Here is a 21,920-nt window from a genome sequence, read left to right on the forward strand (position 1 = left end):
TCGGCTCGAGCACGGGCCATGCACGGGATCACGGACATGGCTCAACCACCCCGAGGCTATTGGTTGGAGACATCGATGGAGCGACCCGCCTGGGCCCCGCAGGGCATCGACATATCGGTGCCGAGTGTGTCCCGGATCTACGACTACTACCTGGGCGGCTCGCACAACTTCGAGGTGGACCGCGAAGCGGCCCGCAAGGCCATGGAGTTCATACCGGGACTTCCCAAAATCATGCAGGCGAACCGGGCGTTCATGCGCCGCGCCGTGCGCTTCGCCGTCGACGAGGGCATCACCCAGTTCCTGGACATCGGTTCCGGAATCCCCACCTTCGGCAATGTCCACGAGGTGGCCCAGGCTGCCTGCCCCGAGGCTCATGTGCTGTATGTCGACCACGACCCGGTCGCCGTCGCCCACAGTCGGGCCGTGCTGGAGGGCAATGACAGGACCGGCGTCGCACCCGCCGATCTGCGCAAGCCGCGGGAGATCCTGGACAGCCCCGAGGCAGCCCGGCTTCTCGACTTCGACCGGCCCGTGGCACTGCTGCTGGTCGCCGTACTGCACTTCATCGAGGACGAGGACGACCCCTACGCGGCGGTGGCCGAACTGAGGGACGCACTGCCGAACGGCAGCCTGCTGATCCTCACCCACGCCGCGTACGAGGGCATTCCGCTTCCCCAGGAGCAGGCGGGCGGCGCGGTCGGCGTCTACAAGAACATCCGCAATCCGCTGATCATGCGCTCCGCCGACGAGATCGCGAAGTTCTTCGAGGGGTACGAGATGGTCGAACCCGGGTTGGTCATGATGCCCGAGTGGCGGCCGGATACCCCGGTCGCCCAGGAGGACCCCTATGCCTTCTCGGGGTTCGCGGGAGTGGGACGCAAGGCGTGAGCAAGCCACCTCAGTCGCCGGGTCCCCCCGGCGCGGACCCGGACGGTCCCGAGGACAGAGTCAGACGTTTCGCGACGATCTGGAGCCGCGCCATCTTCCCGGCGACGGCCACGTCCATGACCCGGCCCGAGTTCGAACACCACCTCCTGCCGCTCGCCCGTATCCTCAGCGAGGCGCTGCACCGCAGGCCCTTCGACCCCGCGCCCGCGCAGCGGGTCGGGGCCGCGCTGATCGAGGCCCACTGCACGGACCCGGAGGCGCTCAGCGGCACGCTCGGGGTCGTCGAATCCTATTTGGTCCTCTACTGCGACACGGGTCAGGAGCTCCCGGCCGAGGAAGCCAGAGCCCGGTGCTCGAGGCTGCAGCACGCGCTCGCGGCCGGCTTCGCCCAGGCGCTGCGCGAGCGCACCCTGGCGGAGCAGGAGGCGATCGCCCGTTCGGCGCTCATGGCGCGCAGTGCCGCGGAGGAGGCGCTGCACACCACCGAGACCCGGTTCCGCGCCGTCTTCGACGGTGCGGCGGTCGGTATCGGCATCGCCGATCTCGACGGCAATGTGCTGGAGGTCAACGAGACTCTCCTACGGATGTTCGGTCCCGGGCTGGAGCGCCAGGTACGCAGCCGTAAGGTCCCCGAATGGGTGCACCCCGAGGACTCTCCCCACGTGTGGCGGCTCTACGAGGAACTGGTGTGCGGCGAACGCGAGCACTACCGGGTAGAGAAGCCGTACTACCGCGGCGACGGCACCGTCCTGTGGACCAATCTGACGGTCTCGCTGCTGCGTGACGCGGAAGGCAGACCGCAGTACCAACTGGGACTGGTCGAGGACACCACCGAGCGCAGGCTGCTCAACCTCAGGCTGCGCTACGAGGCCACACATGACGCGCTGACCGGGCTGCCCAACCGGACGCTGTTCTTCGAGCGGCTGGAGAAGGCGCTCGCCTCGGACAAGGGAAGCCGCTTCGGCCTGTGCTATCTCGATCTCGACGGCTTCAAGGCCGTCAACGACAGCCTCGGCCACTCGGCGGGCGACCGGCTGCTGGTCGAGGTCGCCGACCGGCTGCAGAGCTGTGCGACCGGGCCCGGCGAAATGGTGGCCCGGCTCGGTGGCGACGAGTTCGTCGCACTGACCACCAGGCCCGGCACCGGCCGGGAGCCGGACGACCTCGCCATGCGGATCCTGTCCGCGCTGTCGGTGCCCATCCGGCTGGAGGGCCGCGAGCTGACCGTCCGCGGCAGCATCGGCGTCGTCGAAGGGACCGCGGGCGAGCGCAGCCCCGCCGAGGTGCTGCGCAGCGCCGACATCACCATGTACCGGGCCAAGTCCGCGGGCGGCAACCGCTTCGAGACGGCGGACGCGGAGGCGGACGCCCGCGCGATCACCCGGCACGGGCTGACCAACGCGCTGCCCGCCGCACTGGAGCGCGGGGAGTTCTTCATCGAGTACCAGCCGCTGGTGGACCTCGGCGACGGCAGCGTGCACGGCGCGGAGGCACTGGTGCGCTGGAGCCACCCTCAGCACGGGGTGCTCGGCCCCGACCGCTTCATCCCGCTCGCCGAGCACACCGGGCTGATCGTGCCGCTCGGCCGTTGGGTGCTGGAGGAGTCCGTACGGCAGGCAACGGCCTGGCAGGAGAAGCACGGTGACCGGGCGGACGGCGGTCCGCTGCGCATCAATGTGAACCTCTCGCCCACCCAGTTGCATCACCCGGGCCTGGTCGCCGACACGGCGGAGGTCCTGGAGCGGGCCGGCCTGGAACCGGGGGCGCTGTGCCTGGAGGTGACCGAGTCCGCGCTCATCGGCGCCGACGACGACCTCCTCAAACCACTGCGCCAGCTCGCCGAGATGGGGGTCGACATCGCCCTCGACGACTTCGGCACCGGCTACTCCAACCTGGCCAATCTGCGCCGGATGCCGGTGAGCGTGCTCAAGCTGGACCGCGCCTTCACCCTCGGTATGCAGCAGTCTCCGCCGGACCCGGTCGACGTGAAGATCGTCGAGGGGATCGTCTCGCTCGCCCATAGCCTGGACCTCGCGGTGACCGTGGAGGGAGTGGAAACCGGCGTCCAGGCAGAGCAGTTGCGCGAACTCGGCTGCGACACCGCTCAGGGCTGGTACTATGCGCGCCCGGGCCCGCCGGAACGAGTGCTGGCGGGGGTCCTGGGGTCGTCGTCCCCCGGACAAGCGCGGGCGGCCCTGTCGTTGGCGGACACCACGGGCTGAGAGGCCAGCAGCACCCGCTGCAGTTCCCGGGCGGCGCGCGGCGGGGCGACGTCGCTGCGATGCGCGAGCGCGATCGTACGGCGCAGCCCCGGCGGTGCCAGCGGGGTGACCCGCAGATCGCTCCCCCGAGCTCTCGGCTTCTCCCCCACTCTCGGCTTCTCCCCCACTCTCGGCTTCGCTCGAGCGGGGGGACCCCCATGCGCGGGGGGACCTCCATGAGCGGGGGGACCTCCATGAGCGGGGGGCACCCCCATCGCCCGGGCGGCCACCATGCTGGGCACGACGGCGATGCCGAGCCCGGCGCGTACGAAGCCCAGCACCGCGTCCATCTCACCGCCCTCGACGGTGAACGACGGTTCGAAGCCTTCCGCCCGGCAGGCGCCGACGGTCAGTTCGCGCAGGTCGTAGCCGTGCCGGAACATCACCAGCGGCTCCTCGCGCAGATCGGAGATCTTCACAGTGCGTCCGTTGCCGGGGGCGGGGGCGGCGGCCGAGGACACGACCACCAGGTCCTCGCGCAGCAGCTCCACCGTCGTCAGCGCGGGGGAGGGGGTGGGCAGCGGCAGCACCACCAGGGCGAGGTCCAGATCACCGCGCGCCAGCTCGCGCACCAGGTCGTGCGAGCCGCTCTCCTGGATCAGCAGCCGGATGCCCGGATGCAGATCGTGGAAGGCGCGCAGGACATCGGGCAGCAGCCCGGTGCACAGGCTGGGCGTCGCGCCGAGCCGTACCCGGCCCCGCCGCAGCTGGACCAGTTCCTGCACCTCGAGGCGCGCGGTGTCGGCGTCGGCGAGGATGCGCCGGGCGAGCGGCAGCAGCGCCTCGCCGGCGTCGGTGAGGGCGATATTGCCGCGAGCCCTGCTGAACAGCTCGGCGCCCAGTTCCTTCTCCAGCGCACGGATCTGCTGGGACAGCGAAGGCTGGGAGACGTGCACCCGTTCGGCGGCCCGGGTGAAGTGCCGGGTCTCGGCGACCGCCACGAAGTAGAGAAGCTGCTGGAACTGCATACCACCACGATAGGCCGATCCTATCGATATGAGCCGGACCATGTCTTGGACCTCTCGGGGGTACCGCGCCTAGCGTCTGTGTCCATGGCATTGGCAACACGGACGGACCGACGGCCGTCCATGACGCGCACGCTCTGGGACTCCTCCGTCGGCAAGAAGACGGTCATGGCCGTGACCGGCCTGATCATGATCGGCTACCTGTGCGCCCACATGCTGGGCAACCTCAAGATCTTCTTCGGGGCCGAGGAGTTCAACGCGTACGGGCGATGGCTGCGCCACATGGGCGAGCCGTTCCTGCACAGCCACTGGGGGCTGTGGATCGTCCGCGTCGTACTGCTCACCTCCGTCGTCCTGCATGGCGTCTCCGCGTACCAGCTCAGCCGGCGCGACATCAAGGCACGTCCCGCCAAGTACGTCCACAAGCGGCCGCGGGCGAGCTACGCGACCCGCACCATGCGCTGGGGCGGGATCATCGTCGCTCTCTTCATCGTCTGGCACATTCTCGACCTGACCACGCTCACGGTGAACGAGAACGCCCAGGAGGGGCATCCGTACGAGAACGTCGTCGCGACCTTCTCCACCTGGTACGGCAACGTCATCTACATCGTGGCGATGCTCGCCGTCGGCCTGCACATCCGGCACGGCTTCTGGAGCGCCGCCCAGACCCTCGGCGTGGGCAACGCCACCCGGGACAGGATCCTCAAAGGCATCGCCAACCTCCTGGCGCTGGTCCTGACCGCCGGATTCATTTCCGTACCCGTCGCCGTCATGACCGGAGTCGTGAGCTGACATGACCGACTACACGCACTACACGACCGGCGAACCGATCGCCGACACCAAGGCCCCCTCCGGCCCGATCGCCGAGCGCTGGGACCGCCGCCGCTTCGAGGCCAAGCTGGTCAACCCCGCCAACCGGCGCAAGCACACCGTCATCGTCGTCGGTACGGGCCTGGCCGGTGGCGCCGCCGGCGCCACCCTCGCCGAACAGGGCTACCACGTCGTCCAGTTCTGCTACCAGGACTCCCCGCGCCGCGCCCACTCCATCGCCGCCCAAGGCGGCATCAACGCGGCCAAGAACTACCGCAACGACGGCGACTCCATCCACCGCCTCTTCTACGACACCGTCAAGGGCGGCGACTTCCGCGCCCGCGAGTCCAACGTCCACCGCCTCGCACAGATCTCCGTCGAGATCATCGACCAGTGCGTGGCGCAGGGCGTGCCCTTCGCCCGCGAGTACGGCGGACTGCTCGACACCCGCTCCTTCGGCGGCGTCCAGGTCTCCCGCACCTTCTACGCCCGGGGCCAGACAGGCCAGCAGCTGCTGCTCGGCGCCTACCAGGCGCTGTCCCGGCAGATCGCGGCCGGCAATGTCGAGATGCACCCGCGCACCGAGATGCTCGACCTGATCGTCGTCGACGGCAAGGCCCGCGGCATCGTCGCCCGCGACCTGATCACCGGAAAGATCTCCACCTACTTCGCGGACGCGGTGGTGCTGGCGAGCGGCGGCTACGGCAATGTCTTCTACCTGTCGACGAACGCCATGAACTCCAACGCGACCGCCGTATGGCGCGCCCACCGGCGCGGCGCGTACTTCGGCAACCCCTGCTTCACCCAGATCCACCCCACCTGCATCCCGCGCACCGGCGACCACCAGTCGAAGCTGACGCTGATGAGCGAGTCGCTGCGCAACGACGGCCGTATCTGGGTGCCCAAGGCGCAGGGCGACAACCGTCCGCCGAACGAGATCCCCGAGGACGAGCGCGACTACTACCTGGAGCGCATCTACCCCTCCTTCGGCAACCTCGTGCCCCGTGACATCGCCTCCCGCGCCGCCAAGAACGTCTGCGACGAGGGCCGCGGCGTCGGCCCGGGCGGCCAGGGCGTGTACCTCGACTTCGCCGACGCGATTCTGCGCATGGGCAAGGACAAGGTCGCGGAGAAGTACGGCAACCTCTTCGACATGTACGAGCGGATCACCGCGGAGAACCCGTACGAGGTGCCGATGCGGATCTACCCCGCCGTGCACTACACGATGGGCGGACTGTGGGTCGACTACGACCTGCAGACCACCGTCCCCGGCCTCTTCGCCATCGGCGAGGCCAACTTCTCCGACCACGGCGCCAACCGGCTCGGCGCCTCGGCACTGATGCAGGGCCTGGCCGACGGCTACTTCGTGCTTCCGTCCACCATCAACGACTACCTCGCGCGCAACCCGCACCAGGGCGAGGTCACGGACGAACACCCCGACGTCCAAGCGGTGCTGGCCGAGACGGAGGACCGGCTGAACCTGCTGCTGTCCGTCGACGGCGACCGCACCCCTGACTCCTTCCACCGCGAACTCGGCGAAGTGATGTGGGAGTACTGCGGTATGGCCCGCACCGACGCCGGACTGCGCAAGGCGCTCGCCCGGATCCCCGAGATCCGCGAGGAGTTCTGGCGCCGTATCAAGGTCCCCGGCAGTGGTGTGGAGTTCAACCAGTCCCTGGAGAAGGCCAACCGCATCGTCGACTACCTGGAGCTCGCCGAGCTGATGTGCCTCGACGCGCTCCACCGTACGGAATCCTGCGGTGGCCATTTCCGTGAGGAGTCCCAGACCCCGGACGGCGAAGCCGCCCGCAGGGACGAGGAGTTCTCCTACGCCGCGGCCTGGGAGTTCGACGGGACCGGCGAGGCCCCCGTCCTGCACAAGGAAGACCTGGTCTTCGAGTACGTCCACCCCACCCAGCGGAGCTACGCATGAGGCTCAACCTCCGCGTCTGGCGTCAGAAGAACGCCGACGCCCCCGGCGCTATGGTCACCTACCAGGTCGACGGCATCTCCTCCGACATGTCCTTCCTGGAGATGCTCGACACCCTCAACGAGGAACTCATCCTGCGCGGCGAGGACCCCGTCGCCTTCGACCACGACTGCCGCGAAGGCATCTGCGGAGCCTGCAGCCTGGTCATCAACGGCGACGCGCACGGTCCGGAGCGCACCACCACCTGCCAGCTCCACATGCGCAGCTTCAAGGACGGCGACACCATCGACGTCGAGCCGTGGCGCGCCTCCGCCTTCCCGGTCGTCAAGGACCTGGTCGTCGACCGCTCGGCCTTCGACCGGATCATCCAGGCCGGCGGCTACATCACCGCCCCGACCGGCTCGGCCCCCGAGGCACACGCCACCCCGGTGCCCAAGGCCGACGCCGACTACGCCTTCGAGCACGCCGAGTGCATCGGCTGCGGCGCGTGTGTGGCGGCCTGCCCCAACGGCTCCGCGATGCTCTTCACCTCGGCCAAGGTGAACCATCTCAACGTCCTGCCCCAGGGCTCGCCCGAGCGCGAGAGCCGGGTCCTGGACTTGGTGGCCCAGATGGACGAGGAGGGCTTCGGCGGCTGCACCCTCACCGGCGAATGCGCCACGGCCTGCCCGAAGGGCATTCCGTTGCCATCCATCGCGGCGATGAACAAGGAGTGGTTGCGGGCGGCGCGGAAGGTCAAGCGCTAGGCGGGCCTTCGGCCCGCACCGGCCGGGCACGTGCTTGCCGTGCTCCGTCCGGGTGGCCGGTGTGTCCGTCCTCAAGCGCCGGACGGGCTTTGGTCGTGACGCCCTCCGTCCGGGTGGCCGGTGTGTCCGTCCTCAAGCGCCGGACGGGCTCGTGGGTTGCTGCCGGTTATCGGGTGCCGCTCCGGGGATACCGTCCGGGCCGGGCATGATTTACGCCGCGCGATCTCGTGATCCGTATTGATCAACGGGCATGTTCGCGCGTCACACATCACGTTTTACGGCCCGGACGGCACCCCCTGCACGGCCCCCTTCACACGCCGCGGGGTGGACAGCCGTTCCGCCTCCAGCCACCGCGCTGGGAGGTGCCCACCGGGCCGCGCCCAAACAAGCCTCTCCGGCACTTGAGGACACCGCCAGAAGGGCGGTCCGGGGGCTTGGGGATATCAACCGAGCGCCGCCGCAAGGTAGCGCGCCGTACGGCTGCCCTCCGCGCGGGCGACCTCGGCCGGTGTGCCGGCCGCCACTATGCGGCCGCCCGCGTCGCCGCCTCCCGGGCCCAGGTCGATCACCCAGTCCGCGCCCGCGACCACGTCCATGTCGTGCTCGACGACCACCACCGAGTGGCCCGCGTCGACCAGGCTGTGCAGCTGGCGCATCAGGACCTCGACGTCGGCGGGATGCAGCCCGGTGGTCGGCTCGTCGAGAAGATAGACGGTGTGGCCGCGGCGGGTGCGCTGCAGCTCGGTGGCCAGCTTGATCCGTTGGGCCTCGCCGCCCGACAGTTCCGTGGCCGGCTGCCCGAGCCGCAGATAGCCGAGCCCGACGTCCTGGAGCGCGCTCAGGCTGCGTACGGCCGCCGGGGTGCCCGCGAAGAAGTCCGCGGCCGCCTCGACCGTCAGGTCCAGGACCTCCGCGATGTTCAGGCCCTCGTGGCGCACCTCGAGGGTCTCCTGGTTGTAGCGGGCACCCTCGCAGTCCGGGCACGCGGCGTACGTACTGGGCAGGAACAGCAGCTCGACGGAGACGAAGCCCTCGCCCTGGCAGGTCTCGCAGCGCCCGCCGGGGACGTTGAAGGAGAACCGGCCCGCCTTGTAGCCGCGGGCCCTGGCCTCCGCGGTGCCGGTGAAGATCTTGCGTACGACGTCGAAGAGTCCGGTGTACGTCGCGAGATTGGACCGCGGCGTACGACCGATGGGCTTCTGGTCCACCTGGACAAGGCGTTTCACAGCACCGGTACCGGTGACCGAGCTGACGCCGTCCGCGCCGAGGCGTTCGGTCAGGACACCGGCGAGCACCTGCCCGACCAGGGTGGACTTTCCGGAACCGGAGACACCCGTCACCGCGGTGAACACCCCGAGGGGGAATGCGGCGTCCAGACCGCGCAGGTTGTTGCGGGTGACACCGGTGAGTGCGAGCCACCCGGAGGGGGCCCGCACCGGCCGGGCCGGCCCTGGCTCGTGGCCGAAGAGGAAGCGGCGGGTCGCCGACTCCGCGACCTCCGCGAGCTCGGCCGGCGGACCGCTGTGCAGCACCCGGCCGCCGTGCTCACCCGCCCGCGGGCCCACGTCGACCAGCCAGTCCGCGTGCCGCATCACGTCCAGATGGTGCTCCACCACGAACACCGAGTTGCCCGCCGCCTTCAGCCGGTCCAGCACCGCGAGCAGCGCCTCGGTGTCGGCCGGGTGCAGTCCCGCGGACGGCTCGTCCAGCACGTACACGACACCGAAGAGACCGGAGCGCAGCTGCGTCGCCAGCCGGAGCCGCTGCAGCTCCCCGGAGGAGAGGGTGGGCGCGGTGCGGTCCAGGCTGAGGTAGCCGAGCCCGAGTTCGGTGACGGTGGCGATACGGGTCAGCAGATCGGCCGTCAGGACCCGCGCGGCCTCGTCACCGCCGGTCCTGTCGAGCACCTCGGCCAGCCGGTCCAGTGGCAGCGCCGCCAGCTCGGCGATCGTACGGCCCGCGAAGGTGACGGCCAGGGCCTCGGGCCGCAGCCTGCTGCCGTGGCAGGCCGGGCACTCCACGCTGGTGAGGAAGCGCTCTGCGCGTGCCCGCAGGGTGTTGCTTTTGCTGTCCGAGAAGGTGCGCATGACATAGCGGTGCGCGCTTATGTAGGTGCCCTGGTAGGGGCGCTGGATGCGGTCCGCGTCCCGGACCGGGTGCACGGTGACCACCGGCTGCTCCTCGGTGAAGAGGATCCAGTCGCGGTCCTTCTCGTCCAGTTCGCGCCAGGGCCGGTCGATGTCGTGGCCGAGCGCTTCCAGTACGTCCCGCAGGTTCTTGCCCTGCCAGGCTCCGGGCCAGGCCGCGATCGCCCCCTCGCGGATCGACAGGGACGGGTCGGGGACGAGGAGCTCCTCGCTGGTGCGGTGGGTCCGGCCGAGACCGTGGCACTCGGGGCAGGCGCCGGCCGCCGTGTTCGGCGAGAAGGCGTCGGAGTCCAGCCGCTCGGCGCCCTCGGGGTAGTCGCCCGCCCGGGAGAAGAGCATGCGCAGCGAATTGGAGAGCGTGGTGACCGTGCCGACCGAGGAGCGCGAGGTGGGCGTGGAACGGCGCTGCTCCAGTGAGACCGCGGGCGGCAGCCCGGTGATCTCGCCGACCTTCGGGGCGCCCACCTGGTGGATCAGCCGGCGGGCGTACGGGGCGACGGACTCGAAGTAGCGGCGCTGTGCCTCCGCGTAGATCGTTCCGAAGGCGAGGGAGGACTTCCCGGACCCGGAGACCCCGGTGAAGATGGTGAGCGCGTCACGCGGGATGTCCACGTCGACGCCGCGCAGATTGTGCTCACGGGCGCCGCGGACACGTACATAGGGGTCGTGGGGGCTGTGCATTCGCTCGATTCTACGAGGCCGGGCCGGCCAGGCCCGCCACGCGGGCCGGCCGCCGGAAGGAGTCCAGCAGCGCCTCACGGTCGTACGTACTGGTGGTGACCAGCACCACGTCGGCCCCGCTCTCGCCGATCAGGCTCGCCGGCTCCACGACGACCTGCTCCTCCGTGCCCTGGATGTGACCGCGCAGCGCGGCCTCGTAGTGCTCGCCTTCCTTTACCGTCGCGGCCGAGCGGAAGCTCGGCGGGGAGGAACGTTCAGGACCAACGCGATCGAGAGCCTGAACGCCCGCTGCCGGCGAGCCGCCCAGGCCTGTGGCCACTTCCCCAACGAGACCCAAAATCAGCGGACCCAGGCCGGCGACAGGGCCTCGCGCGCCAGGACCCGAGGAGCGCCCGAGCCATCGGCCGGGACGGTGTAGAGATGGGCGTCGTAGTCGGGGAGCGAGTAGACCAGGTTGTTGTCGTCCGACCAGGCCACCTGGTCGTCGAGGCTGCGGGTTTCCGCGACCGGGTGCTCTTGCATCGTTTTGAGGTCCAGGACGTACAGCCGCCAGGGGAGGTTCTCGGGCAGGCCTGGGACGCGCTTCTTGAAGGCGATCTTCGTTCCGTCGGGGGACAGTGAGGGACACTCGAGGTTGGTGCGGAGCGTGGTGGCCGTCTTGGTGGTGACGTCGCCGTGGATCAGGTACGTCTTGCCGCCGGAGCCGAGCGTGGCGTAGAAGTGCTCGTCGTCGATGAACGTGACGCCCCAGAAGTTGGCGTCGGCGGGGTGAAAAGGCTTCCCATCCTTGGTGACGGCGTATTCCTCCAGGCTGGGCTGGAGGGCGCCCGTGCGGGTGTCGAGGATCGACGTGCGGGTGGAGAAGGTCTTTTGTGCGTAACCGTCACCCCCGACGAAGACCGTCCAGGCGGCCATGTGCCCGCTGGGCGAAACCCGGGCCCGGTTGGGAATTCCGGCCAGAGGTATCCGCCGGGTCTCCTGCAGGCTCGAGTCCAGGACGAGCGCAGTGTAGGTTTCGCTGTACGCTCCCATCTCAGACTGCAGGCAGATCCCGGTGCCAGCGGCCGCGTAGAAGCGCATGCACTTCACTCCGGAGTAGGTGCGCGGTCCGTCGGGCGCGTCCGCCGGGACGCTGCTCAACTCGTCGCGGTGCGGCCCATACTCCAGCGAGCGGAAGACGATCCGAGGGGGGCCGCCGGGCGCGAGCGACACCGTGCCGGCGCCGGCCGCGGGCTTGCCTGCCTGGACATGGTCCTTGCGGTCCGCCTGGTATGACCACCCGACCACCCCGGCCACGCTCGCGAGGACCAGGACGCTGGCGAGGAGCACCAGCAGCTTGTTGCGGTTGGTCATCGCGTCGGCCGCCGGGGCCGTTCGGGGCGCCTTGGTCATCCGGTGCCTCGTCTCCTGGTCAGTCACTGCCCGTCACTCCCTTTTCCTCTGCCGAACCTTCGGCCGCTGAATGCTCGGCCGCCGGGCGCAGTCGTATCGACAACACCAGGCTCAGCGCGAGCGCGAGCGCCGCACCGATGAGCGCGGAACGGTCGCCCCACGCCGTCCAGGCCGCGCCGAAGGCGATCGAGCCGACGAAGCGTGCCGCGGCCTGGCCGGTCTGCACCAGGGCGAGGCCGCTGGACCGCAGGACGGCCGGTACGGAACCGGCCGCGGCGGCCATGAGCACACCGTCAGTGGCGGCGTAGAAGGCGCCGTGCAACGCGAGGACCGCGTACGGCAGCCACCCGGACTGCACATGTGTGAGCAGCAGCCCGTACGCCGCGAGCAGCGCGAGGTGGCCGCCGATGAATACCCGCCAGCGGCCTACCCGGTCCGCCCACCGGCCCAGCGGCACCGCCAGCAGAAGGAACGCCACGGCCGTGCCCAGCGGCAGCAGCGCGATCCAGCGGTCGGGCACCCCGAGCTGCCGCTGCAGCAGCAGGTAGATGAACGAGTCGCTGACCGTGGCCAGGCTCAGCACCACCGCGCACAGCATCAGGCGGCGCAGCTCGCGGCGGCCGAGCAGGGCGACGGCGGCGCGCAGCGACGGGCGTTCCGCGGCGGACGCCGGCGTGGCGCCCAGCTCCGGGGCGCGCGAGGGCACGAACAACAGCAGCACGATCACGGCCAGGGCCGCCACGCAGAAGCTGACCGTGAACACCACGTTGTAGCCCTCGGGTGCCTGACGAAGAATCAGGAACGCGACCAGCGGCCCGAGCAGGGCACCGGTGGTGTCCATCGCCCGGTGCACGCCGAACGCCCGGCCGCGGGTCTCCGGCGGCGAGGACAGTGAGATCAGCGCGTCGCGGGGCGCGGTGCGCAGACCCTTGCCGGTGCGGTCCATCGCCAGCACCGCGCCGATCAGCGGCAGCGTGTGCGCGGCCAGCAGCAGCGGCTTGGAGATCGCGGACAGGCCGTACCCGAGGGCGGCGACCGTTTTGTGGCGGCCGCCGCGGTCGGCAAGGTGCCCGCCGACCAGCCGGACGAGCGCGCTGAATCCGTTGTAGACCCCGTCGAGCAGACCGAAACCGAGCGGGGAAAGGCCCAGTCCGGCGACCAGGTACAGCGGTAGGACGGCGGTGACCATCTCCGACGAGATGTCGGTGACGAGACTGACCGTGCCGAGCACGAGCACAGTCGTCGGCACAGCCGACCGCCCGGGGAAAAGGCCCCGGGCGGTCGGCGTGGTCGCTGCGGGAGTGCTGCCGCGGCTCTCACTGACGTACATGGTCACCCGGCCCAGATGGCGGGTATGCCGGACGCGGGCGCGGCCTGGACGGCGGGCTTCGACGTGCCCACCAGCACCGCGCCGACCGCCTGGTCGGGGCCCCCGAGTCCGGCCCACGGGTCGGCGGAAATGGTGGCCCAGTCGACGGCGGTCAACAAGACGGTGAAGCCGCGCCGGGGCGGACTCCAGCTGGGCATGGATTACTCCTGATGTGCGGTGGGCAGTGGCTCGCCAAATTTATAGAGGCATATGCCCTGGTCAAGAAGACGTAGGGTGAACTGAACCGCAATGCTTCGGTCCGGTTGGCGTCCCTGAGGTTGCGCGCCCAGTTACCTTTTTCGTGGCCCTGAAACGGGGCTCCTGGCCTCCGGGCCAGGCATGGTTGTTGCCCCCTGTCGAAGGCATGACCTGGGGGGTGGTGTCACCGTGCCCCGGAGCACCGTCTGACCGCTGATGAGAGGCCTTACCGTCACCTGACCCGGCGCAATGCTGGGCTGATCCCGGGTGGCTGGTCTTCGTAACGTGGATGCGCGCGTACGGTGCCGCGACACGAGGCCGGGACGGAAACGAAGTCCTCCGGCTCCTCCATCCACGGGGAACACGCTCCACGCACCGGGGCCTGGGAGTCGTGCACGTTGCCCGCCGTGACGGTGACCTCCAGCAGCAGGCCGCCGCTGTTGGTCAGGATGTGGCGCTTGCGCCCGTCGCGCATCTTGCCGCCGTCATAGCCGCGTGTTGAGGCCGGGCAGGTTTCCGGGCCGTCCACGGACTGCGCGTCGATGACCCCCGCGCTCGGCTCCTCCCGCCCCCTTGGCGAGTGCGCTGCAGGCGGCGCAGGCGCTGGTAGAGCTCGCGCACGTATCCGTGTCGGCGCCAGCGGCGGAAGAAGTCGTACACCGCCCGACAGTACGGGTAGTCCGCCGGAAGGTTGCGCCACTTCGCTCCGTTGTCGATCAGGTAGCGCACGGCGTTGAGCATCCAATGCCGCGAAGTTAAGGATTCGGTGGTGGCGTCAAGGCGTCAGGGAGGGCGAGCTTGTAGGTGTTCGGCGCGGTGCGGATGAGTCGGCCGTTGCGGGCCCAGTAGCCCCGACCCGCCGACGCAGATCGCGAAGTGCCTTCTCCGAGGGCTGCGGCACCCGGGCGCCTAGTCCGGCTGCGAGTTTGCCCCACACCAGTCCGGTCCCCAGATGCTCGAACAGTCCGAGCGCGAGCACGAAGTACACCCCAACGCGAGAGGGGAGGCTCCGAAGCCGTCGCTCGCGAGGCCCGCTCTCGTCCAATACCGCATCCACCAACTCGGGCGGGATGACCTGCGTTAACTCACCGATATGATCAGGCGCGAACACGTCATTCCTCCCGTGACAAACTGGGCCATGGGCCTCTCTCAGGAAGATCTTGGTCGATCCCCTGGATAGCAGAGGCCCCTTCCACATCTCGCCCACCCTTGACATCGCCGCCGAGCGTTTAACTTCGCGGCATTGGTCGAGCATCTCGCGGTGGCAGTGCGCTTCCGGGCGCCCGCCCCGGCCCTCCAGCCACGCGGACACCTTCGTATGCGGGCGGGCGCACAGGCGGGACCGAGGATCGCCGGGGTCTGCCAGCATCGGGTGCTGTTGCGGGCGGATGGAGTTGAGCAGTGGGCGGGAAGGCCAGGGATTTCCCGCCCGGAGCTGACGGAACGGCACAGGAGGGGGCGGGACATGGTGAAACTGTCGCTCATGGTGGGCCAGGAGCATGCAGCGCGCGGAGGCCGGCGTGTCCGTGGCGCTGTGGTCTGGTCGGCTACCGGGTTTATTCGCAGTGCACCGGGCTTCAGCCCGGTGGTGAAGCGAATCTGAGAACTGCTCTGACCCCAGCTGTGTACACGGGTCTGCACTGTTGGCCTCAGCCCGGGTCGGAGCGGCCGGTTCTGCTGCTCGATGTATCACGATGCTGAGGGGCGCGCCGTCGACGGACCTGGCGAAGTAGGACCCGGACCACAGGCGCTGTGCCCGCCGGTAGTGGCGGATGAGGTTGGGGAACTCCTGGCGGGGCCTGCGTGAGGAGACGCCCTTGAGGGAGTTCACCGGCCTGGAAACGGCAACCTCCGGCGGGAAGTTCACGAGCAGGTGGATGTGGTGGGCCTCGTCGTTGAACTCGACCAGCTCGGCCTCGAAATCCTTGCACACGCTCCGCCTGATCTCCTCGCACCGTGTCAGGTGCCGGTCGGCGAAGACGAAAGTGCCGGTACTCGGTCATGAAAACCAAATGGACGTGAAGCCGAAAGATACAGTGACGGCCTGTATGAATGTTCTCATCGATACCCATCAGCCAACTGTGTAGCGTGATCGGTGTGCAGCTTCGGTACAGCTTCCGGCTGTACCCGAGTGCCGGTCAGCGCACGGCGCTGGCGAGGGCGTTCGGGTGTGCGCGGGTGGTCTACAACGACGCGCTTCGCGCTCGGGAGACCGCCCGCAGCGAGGGGCTGCCGTTCCCGAAGGCCGGCGACCTGTCCAAGCAGCTCATCACCGAGGCGAAGAACACCCCGGAACGGGCCTGGCTCGGCGAGGTCTCCGCTGTCGTACTGCAGCAGTCCCTGCGGGACCTGGATGCCGCGTACCGGAACTTCTTCGACGGCCTGAAGGGCAAGCGCCCCCGCATGGGCGCACCCCGGTACAAGTCACGGAAGGACACCCGGCAGGCGGTGCGGTTCACCGCGAACGCCCGCTGGTCCATCACGTCGGGGCGGAAGCTGCGCCTGCCGAAGATCGGCGACCTGAAGGTGAAGTGGTCGCGGACACTGCCCTCGACCCCGTCCACGGTGACCGTGGTCAAGGACAGCGCGGGCCGGTATTTCGCCTCCTTCGTGGTGGAGACCGGCCCGGAAGAGGTGCTGCCGGAGACGACGCCCGAGGTGGGCATCGATCTTGGGCTGGGGCACTTCGCGGTCCTCTCCGACGGGACCAAGGTCGACTCTCCGCGCTTCCTGCGCCGGGCCGAGAAGCGCCTGAAGAAGGCGCAGCGTGCTCTCTCCCGCAAGGAGAAGGGCTCGAAGAACCGGGACAAGGCCAGGATGCGCGTCGCACGGGCACACGCCCGTGTCGCGGACGCACGGCGCGAGTTCCACCACCGGCTCTCCACACAGCTGATCCGTGAGAACCAAGCGGTCGCTGTGGAGGACCTGGCGGTGAAGGGGCTGGCCCGCACGCGTCTGGCCAAGTCCGTGCACGACGCCGGATGGTCGGCGTTCGTGACCATGCTGGAGTACAAGGCCGCCCGATACGGGCGCACCTTCATCAGGATCGGCCGCTTCGAGCCCACCTCCCAGGTCTGCTCGCAGTGCGGCGTGAAGGACGGCCCCAAGCCCCTTCACGTCCGCGTGTGGACGTGCGGGGCCTGCGGGGCGGTCCTGGACCGGGACATCAACGCGGCGGTCAACATCGCCAAGGCGGCCGGACTGGCCGTGACAGCCCGTGGAGCGCAGGTAAGACCGGGACTCGTCCAGGCACCGCGCAGCGAAGCGGGAACCCACCCGACACCACAGCCTTCAACGGCCCGGTAGGCGGGAATCGCCCTCGTTCACGGGGGCGAGGATGTCAACAGGATTGATGTCATTCATCGTCAGCTCGTTGGCGTCGGTCCGCCGCAACATGTCACCCGCGGGCGGCCTGGGGCCTGGCCGCTTCCGCCCACCGGCTCAGTCGCCCGGAATGCGATCGTCCGGGGGTGACTCCAGGTTTTGAGTCTGCTGGGCAGCGTTCGGATCGGTATCGGTGACCCATACTTCCGGCTGTATTTGAGAAGTTCACCTTTGGTTTGAAGCGGCGGAAGTGAACATACCTAGGCTGCTGGCTGCCATGAATGGCTGCGACAGCACAACGGAAACGTCACCGTTTGCCTTTGCGGTGCTCTTCGCCGCGATGCCGGCGCGTGTGCTGTCGCCCTAACAAGGAAGAACCAGCATGCGCATAGCGCGCCCAAGCACCCGAGGCCTGATTGCCTCGGCCCTGCTGGCATGTATCGCCCTTCCGGGGGCCGTTTCCGCGGCCGCGGAGACTCCGGACGCCGCGCCTTCGGCCGCCGCGCCTGCGGTGGTCGTGGCCCCTCCCGAGGTTCCCAAGCCTGACCATGTGGTCATGGTGATGATGGAGAACAAGGGCTACGACGACATCCTCAAGAACCCGTCCACCAGGCCCCAGGACCAGGTGCCGTACATCAAGTCCCTGGAAGCCCAGGGTGCGTCGTTCACCGACTCGTACGGCCTCCAGCACCCGAGCCTGCCCAACTACTACGCGCTGCTGTCCGCCTCGGACATCGTGAAGACCAACACCCATCCCGCGCCGTCGTCCGTCGACACCGACAACCTGGCCAACCAGCTGGTGACCCACGGGTACACCTTCGCGAACCACGCCAACCAGGCCAAGCCCACGCAGTGGTTTCGCTTCAAGACCACGCCGGGTACCGCGGCCAACCTGAACCCGATGGACAAGCGGCTGGAGCAGTTCCCGACCACGCCGGAGGGGTTCGAAAAGCTGCCCACCGTCTCCTTTGTCGTGGGCAACGGCGATCAGAGCATGCATGACGGGACCCTCGCGCAGGGCGACGCCTGGGTCAAGAAGACCTTCGACTCGTACATCCAGTGGGCCAAGACGCACAACAGCATGTTCGTGCTGACCTGGGACGAGGACAACTTCACCCCGGTCAACCGCATCCCGACGATCATGGTCGGGCCGATGGTCAAGGCCGGCGAGTACAGCGAGCGCATCAACCACTACAACGTGACGAAGACGCTGCTGGACATGTACGGCCTGGACCACATCAACCACACGGCCGACCCGGACGTCGCGACGATCACTGACGCGTTCGATCTGTCGCAGACCGAGCGCCTGCAGGGTATGGCCGGGCGATGCCTGGAGAACCACCGGACCGACCCGGCGAAGCCGGGCGAGCTCGGTCTGTGGCACTGTGAATCCGCTGCCGACCAGCAGTGGGTCAGGCACGGGGACGGCACGATCCGCAACGCCGACCAGTGCGTGACCGCCACCGCGGACGGGAAGACCGGACTCGCCGACTGCGACGGCACCCCCGCGCAGACCTGGCACCCCAAGACCAATGGTTCCCTGCTCAACCCGGCATCGGGCCGCTGCCTGACCGTCCCCGGCGCGGACATCGCCAACGGAACCCCGGCGGAGCTCCGGGACTGCGACGGCACGACCAGCCAGAAGTGGATCGTGCCCGGCTACAACGCGGAGCACTCGCTCACGGTCGACGCGCCCACGTTCGTCAAGCCCGGTTCCACCGCCACGGTGACCACCACCTACACCAACGACGTCAGCCCCATGGCGCTGTCGCAGGCCTCCGTCAACCTCACCGTGCCCAACGGCTGGACGGCTGAAGCCACCTCGCCCGCCAAGGTCACCGCGCTCGAGCCCGGCCAGTCGGTGAAGACCACCTGGACGGTCACCGCCCCCGCGGACGCAAAGCCCGGTGACCCGGCACTGTCCGCGCAGGCCACCTTCAAGAACGCGAAGAGCACTGACGAGGACACCAGCACGATCCGCGTCGGGTACAACCCGGTCGATGCCATCGCAGCTACTCCCGCAGGCCTGGATCTGGTCGCCGGGCACTCCACATCTGTCCGGGTGAACGTCGCCAATAATACGGCCGCCGGCACGGACGTTACGGTTCAGGCGGACGTGCCGTCCGGGTGGACGGCGAGCGCGCCGCAGCCCGTCACCCTGAATGCGTGGGAGTCCAAGACCGTCACGTTCTCCCTCACCCCACCCCAGGACGCCTTCGGTCACGCGACGGTCACGCTGTCCGTCGACGGGGAGTTCCCCGCGAGCAGCACCGTGCCGGCGAGCGTCGGCAAGCCGATCATGATGGCCGGGGAGACCGATGCCAGCAGTCATGAGTTCGCGCTGGCCCCGAATCGATACAGCGCCTATCCGTCGACGTTCCCCAATGACGTCACCTTCACTGCGGGTGTGAGTAACCCGGCCACCGCTTGGAGTTACATCCAGCCCGGGCCTCGCGACTCCTGGGCCGGGAGCAAGCCGCACACGTTCACGTTGAACTTCAATCTCGCCACTGCGCCGAGCAGCGATCTGACGTTCACCGCCTGGCTGCAGGACACCCACCCCACTGCCCCGCCCGCGCTCGCGATCGGACTCAATGGCGCCGAGCTGAGCAACGTCCAGACCGCGGCCGGCGGCGGCGGTGGCGCCACATCGGCCAATAACACCAAGCCGTCCACGCTGAACGTGACCCTGCCCGCCGCCAACCTCAAGGCCGGCGACAACACCGTCACCATCACCACAACCGGCGGATCATGGGCGGTCTACGACTCCTTCGCCATCCGACAGCTCCCGTGAACCGAACCAGCTGACAACTCGCCAAGTCTGCTGCACGCGGCTGCTGACAATCGTCGGCAGCCGCGTGCGGCCGGCCCCGCACCACCAGCCGCTTCGCCTTCACCCGTACACCCTCCACCTTCGCCGGCACCAGCTCCAGGCCCAATCGAGCAGCCAGGTCCTTCGCTCGCAGCCCCTCCGGCCGGCCGCCCCGGCCCTCGGACGAAGTCCAGGGGAGGGTGGGCACAACCGGGCCGCGGTCGCCCTGACGAGGGTGTTACCTTCCAGCCCGTCCGGCGCTTGAGGACACCGGCCGAAGGGCATCAACCGAGTGCCGCCGCAAGGTAGCGCGCCATACGGTTGCCCTCCGCGCGGGCGACCTCGGCCGGCGTGCCGGATGCGACGATCCGGCCTCCCGCGTCGCCACCGCCCGGGCCCAGGTCGATCACCCAGTCCGCGTCCGTGACCACGTCCATGTCGTGTTCGACGACCACGACCGAGTGGCCTGCGTCGACCAGGCCGTGCAGCTGGCGCATCAGGACTTCGACGTCGGCCGGGTGCAGCCCGGTCGTGGGCTCGTCGAGGAGGTAGAGCGTGTGGCCGCGGCGGGTGCGCTGCAGCTCGGTGGCCAGCTTGATCCGTTGGGCCTCGCCGCCCGACAGTTCCATTCCACGCGAAGGCGCGGACCGGCACCATCCGCCGCCAACTCCTGGCCATCCCATCCCGGTTGGCCACCGGAGCCCGCACCCTGACCTTCCACCTGCCCGAACGCTGGCCCTGGCAAAACGCCTTCACCGCCTTGTGGACAGCGGTCGGCTGCCGCCTGTGGACCTGATCAGCCCATCAGCCCCGCCCGCCCACGACCCGGCGGTCGTGATCCCGACGCCGAACCCGGCCGAAAGCTGGGCATACGTGGGGTGCAGATCTTCTGAGGGTGCTGTCGATCAGGCGGCGGGTATGACCTGGTCGCGGTAGCGCGTCTGGTGGTTGCGGATGAGCTCCTGTTGCTGGTGCCAGGCCCAGTAGGCGTCGAAGTCGCCGTTCGCGCGGACGGCACGCAGCTTGAGCACGGCTTCAGCACCGGCCAGGCCCCACCGGGCGCCGGTGATGTCCAGGCGGTCTTTGACCAGGTGTCGGCATGCTCCCTCGATGATCCCGGTGGCGATTGGCCAGCCGTGTTCCAGGGCGGTGTCGTAGCGCAGATGCTCGGCCTTGCCGGTGAGGTAGTTCACGGCCTCGTCGATGCCCTTGCGCTGGGCGCCGTGCAGTCCGGCGGCGCGGGCGGCCGTCTCGAGTACGGCGGCGGTCTGCTGCACGCCACCGGCCAGCAGGACGCGGGCGTGACGGGCGACCCAGCTCTCGGCGGAGGCATCGCCGATGTCGTGCAGGCACCAGGCCGCTCGCCACAGGTATTCGAGTACGTGGATGAGGTCGACGATGACGTGGACGTCCACGCCGCGCTGTTGTGCTTCGGCCTTGATGAGGTCGATCTGATGGCGGGCCCCGTCGACCAGGACGACCCAGGGACGGCGGTGGCCGGGGTCGCGGTGCTCTGCCTGGTCGAACACGGCGGCCACCACCTGCGCGGCGGTGTCGTTCACCGAGCCGCACAACCACTTCGACCGGGCCTTCGGCCCCTGGCGACGCTCAAGCGCCCTGCCGTGGACGGCGTCGTCCTGCTGGTCTGGGTCGGCGATGATGTCGTCGACCGTGCGCGGCGCGGGTTCGGCATCGTAGACGGCTCCCAGGGTGGCCATCCGTTTCCTGCCGTGTTTCTCCCCGGACGCCAGCCGGGTCTTCATTGCGTTGCCGCCCTTGGCGGCCGCGGCCTTGGCGGTGTCCGCGCGCAGGGCTTCGGGTCTTATGACCACGCCCTTGCCGTCGACCGACAAGACCAGTGGCGTGGTGTCGGTGCAGGGAGCCGGTACGAGGGAGTCGTAGAAGGCGTCGATGTCCGCCGCGGCGCCGATGGCGAGTTCCTGGACCTGCCGGTGCCCGATGCCGGAGCCGGTGTGGGCGTTGATCCGCTCGCAGGCGTCGGCGAAGCTGCCGCGGGCGGACTCGATCGCGGCGAGCCTGGCCAGCCCGTGCGAGTGCATTCCGTCCGGAAGGTTCAGCACCGCGTCGGCCGGGTGCAGGTCCCCCACACCAGTGCCGCGATAGGCGATCCGGACCACAGTGACCTTGCCGAACACCGTGGCCATCAACCGGCGCCGGCCTCGCTCGATCCTCGAGCGCCCGACACCGGCGGCGTCCACGACATCCTGCCGACGCACCTCGTTGCTGGCCCGCAGGGTCAGGTGGTCCTGGAACAACTGCCGGGTGACCTCGCGCATCCTCGCCCCCAGCAAATCCTCCAACTGCCCGTGCGTCATCACCGCCGCCTCCGGGGCCGACAACTCCGCACACGCCGCAGCGAACATACCCGCCGAGGCA

16 protein-coding genes and 5 pseudogenes are annotated in these 21,920 nt (G+C 69.2%); 9 read left to right on the forward strand and 12 right to left on the reverse strand.

Going from position 1 to position 21,920, the window contains the following annotated elements; translation table 11 throughout:
• Positions 1 to 75: 75 nt before the first annotated feature.
• Both ABD858_RS32760 and ABD858_RS32765 read left to right on the forward strand, forming a co-directional pair.
• Entirely contained in the window at positions 76 to 888 is an 813-nt protein-coding gene (locus ABD858_RS32760; protein ID WP_345034021.1) for an SAM-dependent methyltransferase, read from the forward strand.
• Positions 885 to 3,110 (forward strand): putative bifunctional diguanylate cyclase/phosphodiesterase, encoded by a 2,226-nt coding sequence (locus tag ABD858_RS32765; protein ID WP_345034019.1) that lies wholly within the window; start codon positions 885 to 887, stop codon positions 3,108 to 3,110. The genes ABD858_RS32760 and ABD858_RS32765 overlap by 4 nt, the downstream gene beginning before the upstream one ends.
• Here the strand turns inward: ABD858_RS32765 and ABD858_RS32770 are convergent.
• Complete coding sequence (locus tag ABD858_RS32770) at positions 3,005 to 4,117, reverse strand: LysR family transcriptional regulator (protein WP_345034017.1); 1,113 nt, start codon at positions 4,115 to 4,117, stop codon at positions 3,005 to 3,007. The genes ABD858_RS32765 and ABD858_RS32770 overlap by 106 nt on opposite strands.
• A gap of 120 nt (positions 4,118 to 4,237) precedes the next feature.
• Between ABD858_RS32770 and ABD858_RS32775 the strand changes: the two genes are divergently transcribed.
• The 3 genes from ABD858_RS32775 to ABD858_RS32785 are packed head-to-tail and all read left to right on the forward strand — an operon-like array spanning position 4,238 to position 7,600.
• Positions 4,238 to 4,906: a succinate dehydrogenase cytochrome b subunit gene (locus ABD858_RS32775; RefSeq protein WP_345034015.1), complete on the forward strand. Its 669-nt coding sequence runs from the start codon at positions 4,238 to 4,240 to the stop codon at positions 4,904 to 4,906.
• Position 4,907: 1 nt separating this feature from the next.
• On the forward strand, positions 4,908 to 6,857 hold the full coding sequence (locus ABD858_RS32780; RefSeq protein ID WP_345034014.1) for a fumarate reductase/succinate dehydrogenase flavoprotein subunit: 1,950 nt from the start codon (positions 4,908 to 4,910) through the stop codon (positions 6,855 to 6,857).
• Positions 6,854 to 7,600 (forward strand): succinate dehydrogenase/fumarate reductase iron-sulfur subunit, encoded by a 747-nt coding sequence (locus tag ABD858_RS32785; protein ID WP_345034012.1) that lies wholly within the window; start codon positions 6,854 to 6,856, stop codon positions 7,598 to 7,600. The genes ABD858_RS32780 and ABD858_RS32785 overlap by 4 nt, the downstream gene beginning before the upstream one ends.
• 443 nt (positions 7,601 to 8,043) lie before the next feature.
• Here the strand turns inward: ABD858_RS32785 and uvrA are convergent, their stop codons facing one another.
• Complete coding sequence (gene uvrA, locus ABD858_RS32790) at positions 8,044 to 10,428, reverse strand: excinuclease ABC subunit UvrA (protein WP_345034010.1); 2,385 nt, start codon at positions 10,426 to 10,428, stop codon at positions 8,044 to 8,046.
• Positions 10,429 to 10,438: 10 nt separating this feature from the next.
• Positions 10,439 to 10,576, reverse strand: coding sequence for a hypothetical protein (locus ABD858_RS32795; protein ID WP_425586132.1), 138 nt, complete (start codon positions 10,574 to 10,576; stop codon positions 10,439 to 10,441).
• A gap of 111 nt (positions 10,577 to 10,687) precedes the next feature.
• Here ABD858_RS32795 and ABD858_RS36995 point away from each other — a divergent pair.
• Positions 10,688 to 10,777, forward strand: a pseudogene (locus tag ABD858_RS36995) (transposase); the annotation flags it as partial.
• Here ABD858_RS36995 and ABD858_RS32800 read toward each other — a convergent pair.
• The 7 genes and pseudogenes from ABD858_RS32800 to tnpA all read right to left on the reverse strand — a co-directional run.
• On the reverse strand, positions 10,768 to 11,781 hold the full coding sequence (locus ABD858_RS32800; protein ID WP_345044204.1) for a TolB family protein: 1,014 nt from the start codon (positions 11,779 to 11,781) through the stop codon (positions 10,768 to 10,770). The pseudogene ABD858_RS36995 and the gene ABD858_RS32800 sit on opposite strands and share 10 nt — an antisense overlap.
• A 58-nt stretch (positions 11,782 to 11,839) precedes the next feature.
• Positions 11,840 to 13,150, reverse strand: coding sequence for an MFS transporter (locus tag ABD858_RS32805; protein ID WP_345044201.1), 1,311 nt, complete (start codon positions 13,148 to 13,150; stop codon positions 11,840 to 11,842).
• A gap of 2 nt (positions 13,151 to 13,152) precedes the next feature.
• A complete protein-coding gene (locus ABD858_RS32810) occupies positions 13,153 to 13,347 on the reverse strand; it encodes a hypothetical protein (protein ID WP_345034007.1) in 195 nt (64 codons plus the stop codon).
• Positions 13,348 to 13,619: 272 nt separating this feature from the next.
• Positions 13,620 to 13,916: a transposase gene (locus ABD858_RS32815; RefSeq protein ID WP_425586131.1), complete on the reverse strand. Its 297-nt coding sequence runs from the start codon at positions 13,914 to 13,916 to the stop codon at positions 13,620 to 13,622.
• A complete protein-coding gene (locus tag ABD858_RS37000; RefSeq protein WP_425586130.1) occupies positions 13,832 to 14,128 on the reverse strand; it encodes a transposase in 297 nt (98 codons plus the stop codon). Before ABD858_RS37000 ends, ABD858_RS32815 begins: the two co-directional genes overlap by 85 nt.
• Before the next feature lie 109 nt (positions 14,129 to 14,237).
• Positions 14,238 to 14,546 (reverse strand): annotated as a pseudogene (locus ABD858_RS32820) (transposase domain-containing protein); the annotation flags it as partial.
• Positions 14,547 to 15,077: 531 nt separating this feature from the next.
• Positions 15,078 to 15,459 (reverse strand): annotated as a pseudogene (tnpA, locus tag ABD858_RS32825) (IS200/IS605 family transposase); the annotation flags it as partial.
• A 25-nt stretch (positions 15,460 to 15,484) separates the two neighbouring features.
• Here tnpA and ABD858_RS32830 point away from each other — a divergent pair.
• Together ABD858_RS32830 and ABD858_RS32835 are read left to right on the forward strand one after the other, a co-directional pair.
• Complete coding sequence (locus ABD858_RS32830) at positions 15,485 to 16,693, forward strand: RNA-guided endonuclease InsQ/TnpB family protein (protein ID WP_345034006.1); 1,209 nt, start codon at positions 15,485 to 15,487, stop codon at positions 16,691 to 16,693.
• A gap of 574 nt (positions 16,694 to 17,267) precedes the next feature.
• Positions 17,268 to 19,505 (forward strand): alkaline phosphatase family protein, encoded by a 2,238-nt coding sequence (locus tag ABD858_RS32835; protein WP_345034004.1) that lies wholly within the window; start codon positions 17,268 to 17,270, stop codon positions 19,503 to 19,505.
• Between the two features lie 302 nt (positions 19,506 to 19,807).
• Here the strand turns inward: ABD858_RS32835 and ABD858_RS32845 are convergent.
• A pseudogene (locus ABD858_RS32845) lies at positions 19,808 to 20,152 on the reverse strand (ABC transporter); the annotation flags it as partial.
• Here ABD858_RS32845 and ABD858_RS32850 point away from each other — a divergent pair.
• A pseudogene (locus tag ABD858_RS32850) lies at positions 20,152 to 20,319 on the forward strand (IS1380 family transposase); the annotation flags it as partial. The pseudogenes ABD858_RS32845 and ABD858_RS32850 overlap by 1 nt on opposite strands.
• 109 nt (positions 20,320 to 20,428) lie before the next feature.
• On the opposite strand, the gene ABD858_RS32855 reads toward ABD858_RS32850, so the two are convergent.
• Complete coding sequence (locus tag ABD858_RS32855; protein ID WP_425586129.1) at positions 20,429 to 21,907, reverse strand: ISKra4 family transposase; 1,479 nt, start codon at positions 21,905 to 21,907, stop codon at positions 20,429 to 20,431.
• Positions 21,908 to 21,920: the final 13 nt, after the last annotated feature.

Origin of the sequence: Streptomyces sannanensis (assembly GCF_039536205.1) — a bacterium.
GTDB lineage: Bacteria > Actinomycetota > Actinomycetes > Streptomycetales > Streptomycetaceae > Streptomyces > Streptomyces sannanensis.